The 15,124-nt window shown below is 62.7% G+C and carries 12 protein-coding genes; 7 read left to right on the forward strand and 5 right to left on the reverse strand.

Features of this window, described 5'->3' with window-relative positions:
- Positions 1–24 precede the first annotated feature (24 nt).
- Both NLY36_RS08485 and NLY36_RS08490 read right to left on the reverse strand, forming a co-directional pair.
- Entirely contained in the window at positions 25–1,506 is a 1,482-nt protein-coding gene (locus tag NLY36_RS08485; protein WP_023734983.1) for a pyridoxal phosphate-dependent decarboxylase family protein, read from the reverse strand.
- 19 nt (positions 1,507–1,525) lie between these two features.
- Positions 1,526–2,611, reverse strand: a complete 1,086-nt coding sequence (locus NLY36_RS08490; protein ID WP_023734984.1) for a PLP-dependent cysteine synthase family protein — start codon at positions 2,609–2,611, stop codon at positions 1,526–1,528.
- Between the two features lie 203 nt (positions 2,612–2,814).
- Here NLY36_RS08490 and NLY36_RS08495 point away from each other — a divergent pair, with 203 nt between their 5' ends.
- Entirely contained in the window at positions 2,815–4,842 is a 2,028-nt protein-coding gene (locus NLY36_RS08495; RefSeq protein WP_050588536.1) for a transcriptional regulator, read from the forward strand.
- A gap of 98 nt (positions 4,843–4,940) precedes the next feature.
- On the opposite strand, the gene choV is transcribed toward NLY36_RS08495, so the two are convergent.
- The 3 genes from choV to NLY36_RS08510 all read right to left on the reverse strand — a co-directional run bounded on the left by choV (position 4,941) and on the right by NLY36_RS08510 (position 8,045).
- A complete protein-coding gene (gene choV / locus NLY36_RS08500; RefSeq protein WP_023669996.1) occupies positions 4,941–6,122 on the reverse strand; it encodes a choline ABC transporter ATP-binding protein in 1,182 nt (393 codons plus the stop codon).
- Positions 6,119–6,973, reverse strand: a complete 855-nt coding sequence (choW, locus tag NLY36_RS08505; RefSeq protein WP_023669995.1) for a choline ABC transporter permease subunit — start codon at positions 6,971–6,973, stop codon at positions 6,119–6,121. Before choW ends, choV begins: the two co-directional genes overlap by 4 nt.
- 136 nt (positions 6,974–7,109) lie before the next feature.
- Entirely contained in the window at positions 7,110–8,045 is a 936-nt protein-coding gene (locus tag NLY36_RS08510; protein ID WP_023686157.1) for a choline ABC transporter substrate-binding protein, read from the reverse strand.
- Positions 8,046–8,282: 237 nt separating this feature from the next.
- On the opposite strand from NLY36_RS08510, the gene NLY36_RS08515 reads away from it, so the two are divergent.
- The 6 genes from NLY36_RS08515 to NLY36_RS08540 all read left to right on the forward strand — a co-directional run bounded on the left by NLY36_RS08515 (position 8,283) and on the right by NLY36_RS08540 (position 15,073).
- Positions 8,283–8,894 carry a thymidine kinase gene (locus tag NLY36_RS08515; protein WP_023683669.1) on the forward strand — a complete coding sequence of 204 codons (612 nt, stop codon included), beginning with the start codon at positions 8,283–8,285 and terminating at the stop codon, positions 8,892–8,894.
- A 14-nt stretch (positions 8,895–8,908) separates the two neighbouring features.
- Positions 8,909–10,087, forward strand: coding sequence for a glycosyltransferase (locus NLY36_RS08520; protein WP_023691608.1), 1,179 nt, complete (start codon positions 8,909–8,911; stop codon positions 10,085–10,087).
- 84 nt (positions 10,088–10,171) lie between these two features.
- Entirely contained in the window at positions 10,172–10,555 is a 384-nt protein-coding gene (locus NLY36_RS08525; protein ID WP_023734985.1) for a c-type cytochrome, read from the forward strand.
- Between the two features lie 321 nt (positions 10,556–10,876).
- Positions 10,877–11,965 carry a hypothetical protein gene (locus NLY36_RS08530; protein WP_023669990.1) on the forward strand — a complete coding sequence of 363 codons (1,089 nt, stop codon included), beginning with the start codon at positions 10,877–10,879 and terminating at the stop codon, positions 11,963–11,965.
- A gap of 27 nt (positions 11,966–11,992) precedes the next feature.
- On the forward strand, positions 11,993–13,138 hold the full coding sequence (locus tag NLY36_RS08535; RefSeq protein ID WP_023669989.1) for a hypothetical protein: 1,146 nt from the start codon (positions 11,993–11,995) through the stop codon (positions 13,136–13,138).
- 24 nt (positions 13,139–13,162) lie between these two features.
- On the forward strand, positions 13,163–15,073 hold the full coding sequence (locus NLY36_RS08540) for an ATP-binding protein (protein ID WP_023734986.1): 1,911 nt from the start codon (positions 13,163–13,165) through the stop codon (positions 15,071–15,073).
- The last annotated feature ends 51 nt before the right edge of the window (positions 15,074–15,124 follow it).

The raw sequence follows: 15,124 nt of genomic DNA on the forward strand, positions 1-15,124 counted from the left end.
TACCTTGGTACCGGAACTTGAGGCCTACGCTTGTGCAGCCGCTATCTCGTTGCCCAGGCGGACCGTTTCGGCGACGAGAAGGTCGAGATCCTCGCGCCGGGTCCGGTGGTTGTTGATCGCCACCCTGAGGCAATGCCGGCCTTGCACCGTGGTATCGGAAATGGCGGCGGTTCCGTCTTCCTGCAGCCTCAGCATGATCTCGGTGTTGAGCGCTTTCGCGCGCTCGCCATCGAGACCATCCGCGCGATAGCGGAAGCAGACGATGTTGATGCTGGTCGGCGCCGTCAGTTCGAGCGCTGGTTCGGCCGCGATCAGCCCTGAGAGATACTGCCCCTGCGCAATGTTCTGGTCGATCAGGCGGCCGAATTTTTCGACGCCGTGTTCCCGCAGCGCCATCCACACTTTGAGTGCCTTGAAGCCACGTGTCGTCTGCAGGCCATAGTCGTGCAGCCATTGGCCGGAGGCCAACCCGCGCGGTGTCGATTCCAGATATTCCGGCGTCACCGCGAAGGTCTTGCGATGCGCCGAGGCATCCCGCACCAGCGCGCAGCCTGCCTCGAAAGGCGCATGCAGCCATTTGTGCGGATCGAGCGCGACGGAATCGGCCCATTCGATGCCGGCGACGCGATGGGCATTCTCAGGCGCGATCGCGATCAGCGCGCCGATGCAGCCGTCGACATGGAACCAGAGGTCCTCCTCATGCGCCAGCTTGGCCAGCGCCTGCAGATCGTCGATGGCGCCGGTGTTGACAGTGCCGGCGTTGCCGATGATGCAGGCCGGCTTGAACCCGGCCGCGCGATCTTCCGATATCGCAGTCCTCAAACCTTCAATGTCGATGCGCAGGCCGGCGTCGCTGGCAATGCGGCGCAGCGCCTTGTTGCCGAGACCGAGCGCTTCCATCCCCTTGCGGTGACAGGAATGGACCTGGTCCGAGCCATAGAAACGCAAAGGCTTTTCGATTGCTCCAACGCCGTGCTCGCGCACGCCGATGCCGGCCTTGGTGTTGCGCGCCACGGTGAGCCCGATGATGTTGGCCATCGAGCCGCCGCTGACCAGCGTGCCGCTGGCCGAAGCCGGCATGCCCATCATCTGCTTGCACCAGTCGACCACCTGGCCGTCCATCAGGGCGGCGGCATGGTTGCCGCCGCCGAGATTGGAGCCCTGGATTGCCGCCAGGAAATCGCCGATCGCGCCGGTAAAATTGCTCGACCCCATATACCAGGACCAGAAGCGCGGATGGATGTTGCCCATCGGATAGGGCATCACCTTGTCCACGACATCGCCATAGATGTCGGCAAGCGCGGTCGGCGATTGCGGCAGCGAGGCGGTGAAGAAATCCCTCACATCTCCAGGCATCTCCTGCCACACCGGCCGTTGCCTGACATCGCGCAGGTAAGCGACGGCATCGTCAACGATCCGATGCGACAGGCTTTGCACATCGGCCCAGTCCGAGGGGTCAAGCGTTTCCTCGGTACTGGTAGCCGAGTGTCCAGGCATCGCGTCCATGCAATTTGCTCCCGCGTCATCATGCCGGGAACTGGCAACCGGGCGTCGAGCGCGAGAGAGCAAGCTCTTCCGCATTCATCTCGGCCTCGATGCCGTCGAACAAAGGCGTGGTCATGTAGCGTTCACCGGTATCGGGAAGCATGCACAGGATCACCGATCCGGCCGGCGCTGTGCCGGCGATCTGGCGCGCCACGGCAAAAGCCGAACCGCCGGAAATGCCGGTGAAGATGCCTTCCTGCTGCGCCAGCGCCTTGGCCCATTTCATGCCCTCCGGCCCGGCGATCGGCATCACCTCGTCATAGAAGTTGCCATCGATGGCCTCCTGCAGGACGCTGGGAATGAAATCCGGCGTCCAACCCTGGATCGGGTGCGGTTCGAAAGCCGGATGGCTGGCGGCCGGCGCTCCGCCGGCGCCACGCATCTGCGGCTTGCCGCTGCCGACAAGCTGCGCATTAACCGGTTCGGTGAGCACGATCCGAGTCTCAGGCCGCTCGCGGCGCAGCACCCGCGCCACGCCGGCGACGGTGCCGCCGGTGCCGTAGCCGGTGACGAAATAGTCGAGCCGCGAGCCGGCGAAATCGTTGACGATCTCGCGTCCCGTGGTTGCTTCATGGATGTCGGCGTTGGCATTGGTCTCGAACTGGCGGGCCAGGAACCAGCCATTGGCTTCGGCCAGTTCCACCGCCTTCTTGTACATGCCGAAGCCTTTCTCGGCGCGCGGCGTCAGCACCACCTTGGCGCCCAGCATCCGCATCAGCTTGCGGCGCTCGACCGAGAAACTGTCGGCCATCGTCACCACCAGCTTGTAGCCCTTCTGCGCACAGACCATGGCAAGACCGATGCCCGTGTTGCCGCTGGTCGCCTCGACGATGGTCTGTCCCGGCTCGAGCGCGCCGGTGCGTTCACCTTCCTCGATGATGTTGAGCGCCAGCCGGTCCTTCACCGACGCAGCCGGATTGAAGAACTCGGCCTTGACGTAGATGGTCGCATGCGCCGGGCCGAGATTGTTGACGCGGATGACCGGCGTGTCGCCGACCGTATCGAGAATGCTGTCGAAAAGGCGGCCGCGGCCTGCCGTGGTTCTGATTTTCTGCTGATGCAACATGGGTAAACTCCTGGTTCTTGCTCACGGGCCGGTTACACACCGGCGGTTTGGGCGGCGAGATTTCGACACCTTGCCGCACTACAGGTCCTTGACGTGCGGCAGTGTGGTAAACACCACATTCGGCGCACAAATTTTGCGAGCCGGGTGCACTTTGTCGTGCTCGGTGGTAAAGCAGGGGCCGGCAGGTCAGCGTGGGAGCAGGCGTGGTATCTGGCGTGGAATCGAGCCTGGCGAGCAGCCATCAAGGTGTTGTCGTGCGCCTGTTTGGGCCGCCGACGATTGCGCGCGACGGCGTCCCGGTGGTCTTGCCGGCATCGCGCAAGCTGCGCGCGCTGCTGGCCTATCTGGCGCTGGCGCCCCATCCGGTCGGACGTGGCAAGCTCTGCGAGTTGCTGTGGGATGTTCCAAATGATCCCAGGGGTGAGCTGCGCTGGTGCCTGAGCAAGCTGCGGGCCGCGCTCGACGAACCGGGCCGCCGCAGGATCGAAACATCGGGCGATACGATCGCGCTCGATCTCGACGGCATCTCAGTCGACGTTCTGGATGTCGCGGCGGCGGCTGCCGCAGGCATCGAAACGCTCGAGCCGACGCGACTGCAGTTGCTCTCCGACCTGTTCGTCGGCGACTTCCTCGAAGGGCTGGAGATCGACCGCAGCCCTCTCTTCAACAGCTGGCTGACCGCGCAGCGCCGCCGTTTCGGTTCCTGCCAAGCTGCTATACTGGAACATCTGGTCAAGACGCTGCCGGCCGATTCCGAAGACGTCTCCGCCCATCTCGAAAAATGGCTGGAATTGACCCCGTTCGACAGCAGCGCCCATGTCGCACTCCTGGTGAGGCTGGCGCGGCGCGGCCAGTTCGGTGCCTGCGAGGACCATCTTGCCGCAGCAGCATCGCTCTTCCAATCGGAAGAGCTGGATTTTGGCCCTGTGCGCCAGGCGTGGCTTGCCATTCGCGCGGAACGTCACTGCGCGACTTTGCCGGCACAGCCTGCGGTAGCGCCGGTGGCGGGCCACAGCCCGATCGCGCGTGCCCCCACCGAAGCCGCGGCGCCCCACAAAGCTTCGCTTGCCGTGATGCCATTTGCCGAAGATGCCGGCGGCGTTTGTGGTGGGCTGGCCGACGGCTTGACCCACGACATCATTACCCGCCTCGCCAAGCTCAGGGACTTCTTTGTAATCGCCCGGGGCTCGGTCTTTGCGCTGGCAGAAAAGAACATCGCGCCGGAAGATGCCGGCCGCAGGCTGGATGTCGACTATGTCGCCACCGGCACGGTGCGCAGCCTGACCGGCCGCCTGATCGTCACCGTCGAGCTTGTCGAGGTGCGCACGGCCAGGATCGTCTGGGCCGAGACCTTCGAGCGCAAGCCCGAGGACATCTTCATTGTCCTCGACGATATCGGCAACAGCATCGTGGCCTTCATCTCATCCGAGATAGAGATGGTCGAGCGCAACCGCGCCATGCTGAAGGCGCCCAATTCGCTCAATGCCTGGGAGGCCTACCATCGAGGACTCTGGCATATGTATCGCTTCACCCGCAGCGAAAACGAGCAGGCCAGGCATTTCTTCGGCATCGCACTGCAGCAGGATCCGACCTTTACCCGCGCCTATGCCGGCCTGTCCTTCACCCATTGGCAGAGCGCCTTCCAGCGCTGGGGCGACCGCGACCAGGACAGCGCGCTTGCCTTTGAGGCGGCCGGCCAGAGCGTTTTGGTCGACGATCATAATCCCGCCGCGCACTGGGCGATGGGCCGGGCGCTGTGGCTGCGCGGCGAGGGTGATGCGTCCGTGCTAGAACTGCAAAGAGCCGTCGACCTCAGCCCGAACTTCGCGCTTGGCCACTATGCGCTGTCCTTCGTGCATTCGCAGTCGGGCGACCCGCACGCGGCGATCGGATCGTCGGATCATTCGCGCCATCTGTCGCCGTTCGACCCGATGCTGTTCGGCATGCTGGGCGCACGCGCCATGGCGCATGTCCGCCTCGGCCAGTTCGACGAGGCGGCCGAATGGGCGCTGAAGGCGGCCGCCCGCCCCAACGCACATGTCATCATCCTGTCGATCGCCGCCCACTGCCTGGCGTTGGCTGGGCGGCTGGACGAGGCGAAAAACTTCGCCGCCGCCATCCGCAAGACGCTTCCGGATTACCGAGCCGACGACTTCATCGACACCTTCCGCTTCGACCGGGATGCCACAGCCCTGTTCAAGCTCGGCGCCACGCGCATCGGGCTGGCTTAGAGCATGATCCCAAAAAAGTGGGTACCGGTTTTTGGAAAAGATCATGCTCCAACAAAGGGTTAGATCATGATGAGATTTCAACCAAATCTCATCATGATCTAGCGCCGCAACACCGCGCTCAGCACATCGCGTATCCCGATCGCGCCGACAAAGCGCGACTGGTCGTCGAACAGCGCCACGGGTGCCGTCTGCGAGCGGTGCATGGCCAGCATCACCGTCTTCAGCGAGGTCCCGGGGTTGGCCCAGAACACTTGCGCCGTCTCCTCCGGCTGCGCCTCGACATCGGCGCACGACACCCATACCGCCGGTTTGCCGTCGCGTTCCGCCGCCGCCACCAGCCCGTGCTCGTCGATCTTGAAACGCGTCGTCTTGCGCCGGTCGAGCCACACCCAGCCATTATCGCCGTGCTCGAGGTCGCGGCTGTCGCGCATGACGTTCCAGGCGGTCAGCACCGACAACGGATTCACATTGGCGATGAAGTCGCGGACATAGTCATTGGCGGGCTTGAGCACGATGTCTTCCGGCGCCCCGGTCTGCACGATGCGACCGCCCTCCATGATGGTGATGTGGGTGCCGATCTTCAGCGCCTCTTCCAGATCATGGCTGACGAAGATGATGGTCTTCTTCAGCTCCGCCTGCAGCTGCAGCAATTCGTCCTGCAGCTTGGTGCGGATCAGCGGATCGAGCGCCGAGAACGGCTCGTCCATCAGCAGGATCGGCGCCTCGGTGGCGAAGGCACGGGCCAGGCCGACGCGCTGCTGCATGCCGCCGGACAGCTCATGCGCGTATTTCTTCGACCACTGGTCGAGATTGACCAGTTTCAGCTGGCGTTGCACGCGCTCCTTGCGCTCTTGCTCCGGCACGCCGGCGAGTTCGAGGCCGAGGCCGACATTCTCCTCCACCGTACGCCAAGGCAGCAGGCCGAACTGCTGGAACACCATCGCCACCTGCTTCTGCCGCAGCCGCCGCAGCGTCGCCTGATCGCAGGTCACGACATCGACGATATTGTCGCCGTCCTTGACCAGCACCTGGCCGCGCGACACCACGTTGAGCCGGTTGACCGCCCGCAGCAGCGTCGACTTGCCGGAGCCGGACAGGCCCATCAGCACCGAGATTTCGCCCTCATGCACGGTCAGGCTGGCGCCGGCGCAACCCAGCACATTGCCGGTCTTTTCAAGGATTTCGGCGCGCGTGGCGCCGCCGTCGATCAGAGCCAGCGAACCGGCCTGGTCGGAGCCGAAGACGATATCGACATTTTTGAAATCGACGGCGACGGTCATTTCTTGCCTCCAACGCCGATACGCGTCATCCGGTCGAGCACGATGGCGAGTACGACAATCGCCAGGCCCGCCTCGAGCCCGAGATCGATGCGGCGCGAGCCGAGCGCGCGGTTGATTTCAGTGCCGAGGCCGCCGGCGCCGATCAGTGCTGCAAACACCACCATCGACAGCGACAGCATGATCGATTGCGTCAGCCCGGCCATGATGGTCGGCAAGGCCGAGGGCAGCTCGACCTTCCACAGCAGCTGCTGCTTGGTGGCGCCGAACGCCTCGCCGGCCTCGATGATCGACTTCGGCACCGAGACGACGCCGAGATGGGTGAGCCGGACCGCGGTCGGGATGACAAAGATGATGGTGACGATGAGGCCGGGCGCGTTGCCGAGACCGAACAGGGTCAGAACCGGGATCAGGTAGACGAAGGTCGGCAGCGTTTGCATCAGGTCGAGCACCGGCAGCATGATGCGGTAGACCTTCGGCTTGTGCGCGGCCCAGATGCCGAGCGGCACGCCGATGGCCATCGCCATGGCGGCGGCGGCCACGACCAGCACCAGCGTCTGCACCGTCTGCTTCCAGAGGTTCTGGTTGATGATGAAGATCAGGCCGAGAAAGACGCCTATGGCCAGCGGGCGCGAGCGCTGCAGCAGCCAGGCGATGATGGCGATGATCAGCGCCAGCAGCACCGGCGGCACCATCAAAAGGATGCCAACCAGCCCGTCGAGCAGGAAATTGAGGCCATTCGAGAAGGCCCTGAACACGGTGTCGAAATTGTCGGTGAGGAAACCGAAGAACGCCTTTCCCCAGGCGCCGATCGGTATCTTGTGATCGACCATGAATTTCGAAATCGGATCCATATCGCCCCTCTCATGCGAGAGACCGCCTGCTTCCGGCCTCCGCTCTCATTAGGTCATCTTCTCACAGGATATGAAAAAGGGCAGCCTTTTCTAGATTGGCTGCCCTTCCTGGTTCGGCTTGGCCGAATTAGTCGGCTCAGCTTCCGAGCGCGGTCTTGACCGCCGCTGCCGCATCGCCGCCATCGAAGGTGGTGACGCCGGCAATCCACGGCGCAACCGCGTCAGGGTGCTTCTTCAGCCAGTCGGCTGCGACCGTGTTGGCGTCGCCGCCCTTCAGGATCGCGTCCATCATCTCGCCTTCCATGTCCAGGTTGAACTTCAGGTTGGCGATGAACTTGCCGGCATTCGGGCATTCGGTGGTGTAGCCCTTGCGCACATTGGTGTAGACGGTGGCGGCGCCGAAGCCGCTGTCGCCCATGCCGTCGAGATAGGTGAGCTTCATGGCGCCCATCACCGGATGCGGCGTCCAGCCGAGAAACGCGATCCACTCATTGTTCTTGATCGACTGCTCGGCCTGCGTCAGCATGCCGGCTTCCGAGGACTCGACCAGCTCGAAGCCTTCGAGATTGTCCTTCGGATTCTTGATCATGTCGAGGATGATGCGGTTGCCGTCATTGCCCGCCTCGATGCCATATATCTTGCCGTTGAACTTGTCCTTGAACTTGCCGATGTCGGTCAGCGACTTGACGCCGGCCTCCGCGACATAGGTCGGTACGACGATGCCGTAGCCGGCGCCGGTCAGGTTGGTGCCGATCGTCTCGACCGAACCATCGGCGGTGTAGTCCTTGATGTCGTTGGTCATCGACGGCATCCAGTTGCCGAGGAAGACGTCGAGATCCTTGTTTTTCAGCGACGCCATGGTCACCGGCACCGACAGCTGGATTGTCTGCGGCTCGTAGCCGAGCGCGGTGAGCAGCACCGAAGCGACGCCGGTGGTTGCCTGGATGTCGGTCCAGCCGACATCGGAAAGGCGCACCGCCTTGCAGCTCTCCGGATCGCCGGCAAGTGCAGCGCTCGTGGACAGAAAAGTCGCCAGGCCGAGACCGGCGACGAAGGTGTTCATACGCGACATTGGCAGTCTCCCATTGTGATTCTTTGGCGAAGCGTAGTTACGGTTTCTCTGCCCGCCTTGTTTCATCAGCCAAACACCATTCTGGTGTGGTTTCAAGCGCTAAGACAATCACGATCAACGGCGCGGACTGGCCAAACAGCGACACGCCTGCCGCTTTTTCGATGGCAGACGGCTTTTCCCATGAAATGCAGCGGTGCCCTCTCCCCGCGCCGCGCCAACTCGGCTTAAAAGGACGGCATGGCCAAGCTCTACTTCCACTATGCGACGATGAATGCCGGCAAAACGACAATGCTGCTGCAGGCGTCCTACAATTATCGCGAACGCGGTATGACGACGATGCTGTTCGTCGCCGGCCACTACAGAAAGGGCGACACCGGGCTGATCTCGTCGCGCATCGGCCTGGAGACGGAGGCCGAGATGTTCCGCGACGGCGACGATCTCTACGCTCGCGTCGCCGAGCATCACGAACATACGACGGTGCATTGCATCTTTGTCGACGAGGCGCAATTTCTCGAGGAAGAGCAGGTCTGGCAGCTCGCCCGTATCGCCGACCGGCTGAACATCCCGGTGATGTGCTACGGCCTGCGCACCGATTTCCAGGGCAATCTGTTTTCCGGTTCGCGAGCGCTTCTGGCCATCGCAGACGATCTGCGCGAAGTGCGCACCATCTGCCGCTGCGGCCGCAAGGCGACGATGGTCGTGCGTCTCGGCGCTGACGGCAAGGTGGCCAGACAAGGCGAACAGGTGGCGATCGGCAAGGACGTCTATATCTCGCTCTGCCGCCGCCACTGGGAAGAGGAAATGGGCCGCGCCGCGCCCGACGATTTCATTGGCTTCACCAGAGGCTGAACGGCCGGGACAACATGAAAATTCTGCAGTTCACAGTTGATTGCCCGTTTCCGCCGGTCTCCGGCGGAGAGATCCGGAACGCCGCCAATGCACGCGCCCTGGCATCGATGGGCGAGGTCCTGACGGTAAGCCTGACTGGCGCCCCGGCACCCTCCACACCGCCGAACATCCGTCACCGGATCATCGAGGCAGCGCGCGGCAGGGCGCCTTGGGGCAGGCGCAGCCCGCATCCGACCGTGCATATGATGCCGGACGACGAGCTGGCCGAAGCCGACGCCATCTGGAGGGAATTCGCGCCCGATCTCGTGGTGATCGAGGAGATCGTGCTTTCGCAGCTGCTGACGCTGGCGCCGAAGCATCGCGCGCGCACCGTCCTTGACCAGCACAACATCGATTCCCGGACGGTGTCCGACCGGATCGCCGGCCTGACGCTGTGGCAGCAAATTCGAGACTGGCGCCAAAACAGGCGAAGGAAGGCAGAGGCGCGCGAAGCCGACAGGTGTGCGGCTGCCCTGGCCGACCAGGTCTGGGTTTGTTCGCGGGCCGACGAAGCGCTTCTGTCCGCTCTCGGCCCCGTCAACGACGTCAGGTTCGTCGCCAACCCCATTCCAGACGAGAGCGTGCTTTCCCTGCCGATTGCTGCCGAGCGCTTCAGTGAGCTCAGCCTGTGCTTCATCGGGCATCTCGGCTACTTCCCCAACATCGACGCCGTCAAGCAGATCGGCCGCGCGATGGCGCCGCGCCTCGCCGCCTCCGGCCGGCCCTGGTCGATCACCGTCGCCGGCAGAAACCCGCGCGATGTCGTGCGCGGTCTATGCACCAGGCATGGTCTGCGGTTGATCGAGAACCCACCGCATCTGCCGGAATTGCTTGGGCGTGCCGGCTATGCGCCGATCCCGCTGCGCTTCGGCGGCGGAACCCGCATCAAGGTGCTGGAGGCGATGGCGGCGGGCCTTGTCGTCGCCGCCACCGAAAAGGCCGTCGAAGGGCTTGGCCTGCAGGCGGGCAGGCATTTCCTGTCCAGCGACGATGCCGGCAAGTTGGCATTGAAAATCATCGATCTCGCGACACGCCCGCAAGCGGCCGCCGAGATGGCGGAGATCGGCCGCGCTTTCGTGCGCGACAATCATTCGTCGGCGGCGATTGAAAAGCAGGTCAAGCAGGCGGTCGCGGCGATCCCGCGCACGGATTGAGCCCGGCTGCTATCCACCGGCATACGGCGTTTGTTAAGGCCTGCAGCCTATTTTGCCCTCAGCCAGAGCCAGCCGGGAACCGCCATGCTTCGAGCCATTTCATCAGGCCTTGTCATTTACTTGGCCGGTATCCTCGCCGCGCTGGCCGACGGCGATGCAGCACTTGGCAAGAAAGTGTTCTACCGCTGCATGGCCTGTCACGAGGCGGCAAGCGACCGCGACAAGGTCGGCCCGCATCTCCTCGGTATCGTCGGCCGCATCGCCGGCACCGCCCAGAACTTCAACTATTCGCAGGCCATGAAGGACGCCGGCGCGGCCGGCCTGGTCTGGGACGAAGCCAACCTCAAAGCCTATCTCGGCGCTCCCAAGCTGAAAGTACCCGGCAACAGGATGGGCTTCTCCGGCCTGAGCAGCGACGAGGACATCGCCAACGTCATCGCCTATCTGAAGGCCGATCCGAAGCCTTGAACGGCGCGATGCGTAGCGTGATGGCGACGGCTTCCGCCAGCTGTCTCGCGCTTGCAACTCATTGAGCCCTCTGTCGAATTCAGCACACCCACACTGTCCGAGATCGACTTCTTCGCAGCCGTCAAAGTTCAATGACAATTGAACAATACTTGGCCGGCTGGTTAATCACGCCATGACCCCGCCTTCATTGCCTTTCAAGACGACCAGGCATTTTTTTGTTTTCGGGGCGGGTCTTGTCTTGCGTCTTTCAATCCCCTGATACCCCACATATATTCGCCGCTGTTCGCAGCCAGCGACCGGAAGCCGAAGCGGGAGGCCCCTATGGCGACATTGCAGAATTTCGATGCCGAAATTGCCAAGACCAGGCAGGTCGTGCAGGACATGCGCTCCAAGATCGAGCAGTCCGGCACCGTGCTTGATACGCTGGCCACCGCCGACAAGAAGATCGGAGACGCCAATTTCGACATCGAGAATGCCCGCATCGAGGACGTGCTGAAGCAGCAGAAGGTGATGGAAGGCAACATCGCCGACCTGATCATCGGGCTGGAAGACGCCACCAACGTCTTCGGCACTGAATTCGAGAGCATGAAGAACTACACCGGCTGGGAAAGCTTCGTCGGTGTCTTCTCGGCGCAACGCAAGCAGCGCATGCGCACCGACCGCGTCCGCAACATGTCGCTGGCCGGCAATCTGCAGGAGCTTCTGGTCAAGTCCGACACCATCGTCGGCATCCTGAAAGCGCAGAAAGAGGTCCTCGACCAGCGCTACAAGACCTCGGAAAACAGCCTGTCGCAGGTGATCGAGCGCCGCAAGGTCACCATGACCAACCTCGAGGCGGTGCAGAAGCGCATCGAGGAGGTCAATCCGCTGCTGCTCGACATCGAAAACAAGATCGCCGCTTCTACCAGTCAGAAGGAGCGCACGCAGCTTGAGGGCGAGCGCTCGAAACTGGCGACCGAATACAATGAAAAGCAAGCCAAGGAGCAGGAGCTTCTGGCCGAGAGCCAGACGCTGGAACGCTACACCTCGATGTTCCAGACCTTCGTCGATTCGCTCAACAATCAGATCGCAGCCCAGTCGACGCTTATCAACAAGCTGACCATCGATACCGAGCAGCGCATCGTGCTCTACAAGGCACTGGAAGATTCCTTGAAGACCGCCGCCCAGCAGGATGTCGCCCACAAGATCAACACGCTGGGCAGCCAGGTTGACAACACCGCCGAAGAGACCATGGCCGGCATTGGCGCCGCCTCGCAAAAGCACATCGGCGATCTTCTCGAAATGCACGAGAAGAACATGGTCGCCAGCTCCGACATCCAGCGCCGCAAGAAGCTCGCCGACGACGCCTTCGCCCGCCGTTTCGACGACGTGATGAAGAAGCACAATTCGGCCAACTACGTGCAGTCGTAAGGAGCGGCTGCACGCGGGCACACCGGCATGACTCCCGAAAACGAAGCGGCGGCGCGCTATTTTTCCGCCATCACGGCAGCACTCAGCGGCCTCGAAGTGTTCATGCGCGACGACCGCTCGCCGCTTTACCGGCACGGCATCGTCGCCAAGATTGTCGCCGAATACATTGCCCGGCTGGACAAATCGTTTTCCTGCTGGCGCAACCGGCTCGGCTTCATGGACACGTTCCGCATTTCGCGCGCCGACAGCGGCTATCCCGTCTTCCAGAACCTGCTCGAACTGGAAAACGACCGCCGCCAGGCCGAGGCGCGGCTGGCCAACATTCCGCTGGCCGGCGAATTGCGCGAGGAAATGGCCGACTTCATCCTGCGCCACAAGGAATTCCCCGAAGCGCTGCAGAAGTCGATGGCCGAGCGGCTCTATCTCGAGGACGTCAAGAGCGAACAGACTTTTGGCCCGTTCTCGCTGGCGCAGACGGCCAAGGTCTCGGTCAATCCAAAGACCGGGCGCCCCTATTACCTCGTGCACTGGGCGAGCTTCGACGGCAGCGCCAACCTGCCGCTGGTCTACATGGTGACGGTGGAGGATTCCTCCGAAAGCATGATCCGGCAGCTCGTTGACAGCAGCGGCAAGCTCAATGAACGGGTCGACATCCCGCTGCCGGTGGACGGCCTGCTCAACCCCGAACTCGCCCATCGCTTCGACGATTTCACCGAGAAGAATTCCGCCTACACGCTTTCGCCCGCAACGATTGCGGTCAATCTCGACAAGGATTTCGAGCCGCTGCACCCTAAGCAGCTGCGCCGCGTCGTGCTCGGCCCCTTTTATTCCGCAGGCATTACGGACAACAATTCGACCGTGACCGAGGTGCTGGCCAAGGTGCGCAAACCGGAAAATGCCTGGCTGCTCACCTGGACCATCCAGGAGGTCTACTCCAAGGGCGAGAAACCCGGCCGCAAGGGCCTGTTTTCGAGCGAGAAGACCACGCAGGAATTCTTTATCAACACCGACGATCTCGAAGCCGCGCGCCAGGGTGTGTCGAGCTACGAGAACCACGCCCTGATCCCGCACGAAGCCTATCAAGCACTCTACGCCGCCGGCGAAGCTCAAAAGATCTTTTCCGGCTACAAGGTTCACATCCTGTCAAATGGGCAGGTGATTTCAGATGTCTGACCGTCACATCGCGGAGCATCCTTCATGGACACCGGCCTGACCACCATTCCGGAAGCGGCTATCGAAAAGCACCGCGCAACCGCGCAAAGCTTCATCACTCGCGCCGTCGTGCTGGAGGATCCTGCGCGCGAATCCGGCACAGCACTTGCCGGCACCAATCGCCGCTTTGTCTCGACAGTCTCGGTCGGCTCGGTGCGCCGTACCCGCGAGGTCGAGCTTACCAAGACCGTCGCCGCGATCCATCCCGACGACCAGCTGATGAGCATCCCGCAGCACACGCTGTTGTTCCGCGCCCGCCGCGGCCTGGCGATTGCGCTCGCCATCTCCGACGTCTTCGCCGAGGGCTCCGACCTCGAAAGCCTCCAGGCCAAGAACACCCGCGCGCCTCTTGAGGGCGATGAGGCGGCGACCTTCAAGAAGCTTCTGTCAGCCTCGGCTTACGTTTCAGCCTTCAGCCTCGCCTCTTACCTGTTCCAGCTGATCGACAGCGACGGCGAGGCTCCCAACGATATCCCCGAACCGGACTTCCTGTTCGACACGCCGCAGGACGCGGTGAAGTCGATCGTCGCCGGGTTGGACAAGGCGATTGCAGGCTCCAAGGACGATGGCGACCTGACGACGCGCGCGCGAGCTTTTGCACGGGTCGCCATTGATGGGCTGCTGGCCCGCAAAGGCCGCTTCGACGGCATCGGTCCGTTCGAGAACGCCCATATCCGCATCGACGCCGACGATTTCACCCTCGACGGCTTCGACGTCGCGCCCGGCAAGCGTTCGAAACCGCTGGTGATGACCTTCAAGAAGCCCGAAGAGGTCGTCGGCAACCACATCGCCAAATACCAGTCGGTCAAGCTCGCCAAGATGCTGATGGCCTATGATTTCGAGCGCGAGCTGAACCCGTTCGTCGAGCTCGGCGGCTTCCTCTTCACCTTCATCGGCGATGGCGCGCCGGGCACCGGCAAGACGACGCTGATCCAGATGATCGCCGGCCTCGTCAACAATTATTGCCAGGTTGCCGGCTATCCCTTCGCCTATGAGAATTTCGGCGTCGACCAGATCTCGTCCTACCAAGGCAAATCCGGCCAGAATTGCCGCCAGTTCATCAACAATGTCTTGAACCCACGTGTCATCGGTTTCGGCACCGTCGACGACATCGACCAGGTGGCGGCCCGCCGCTCCGACGACCGCGCCTCGGCCGGCCAACAGGAAATCACCGGCGTCTTGATGGACGCCTTTGCCGGCGCCGGCACGGTGGTGCGCGGCAATTGCTCGTTCGGCATGTTTTCCAACTATCCCGAAAATGTCGACGATGCGCTGCGCCAGCGCGCCGGGGCCCGCTGGCTGGTCGACGGCCCACAGAGCCGCGACGACTATATCGACATCTTCGTCCTGCTTGCCGGCAAGAACCACAAGATCCCACTCGGCGACCACAAGCTCTACGCCGCGCAGGAGATCCAGCGCGCGGTGACCGAAGCCTATGAGGAGCACGAGAAGCCTCAGGAAGAAGGGCTGATGAAGGTCTATGAGCGCTACATGAAGGAGAATGGCGCGCCGAAATCGATGGCCGACATCGGCACCTATCTGCACCTGATCAAGGATGCCGAGCCGCGCTTCACCGGCCGAGCCATCAAGAACGTCACCGACGCCATCAAGATGCGCGCCATGGACATCGAGCTGCCCGACGACTGGTTCGAGAAGCCGGAAGCCTTCATGCACAAGGGCTACGACGAGAAGAAAGCCATGATCGAGGAACTGCGTGGGCCGTTCTCGATGGACATGGTCATGCAGGAGATCAACCGCTACGCCGACTCGGAGTTCCGCTATTCCGACAAATCCGACGACGCCGCGGTGGAGAAGCTGCTGCGCGACGCACGCTTGCGCGAACGGGCGGGGCGCGAGATGGAGGAGATGAAGAAGAAGGGGCTGTGGAATGCGTGAGCTTCCTTCGCTGCCCGCGGGTGCTGAAAGGCTTGGCGCTAACGCTGACGC

The organism is Mesorhizobium sp. C399B (genome assembly GCF_030323185.1).
In the GTDB taxonomy this organism is placed as follows: domain Bacteria; phylum Pseudomonadota; class Alphaproteobacteria; order Rhizobiales; family Rhizobiaceae; genus Mesorhizobium.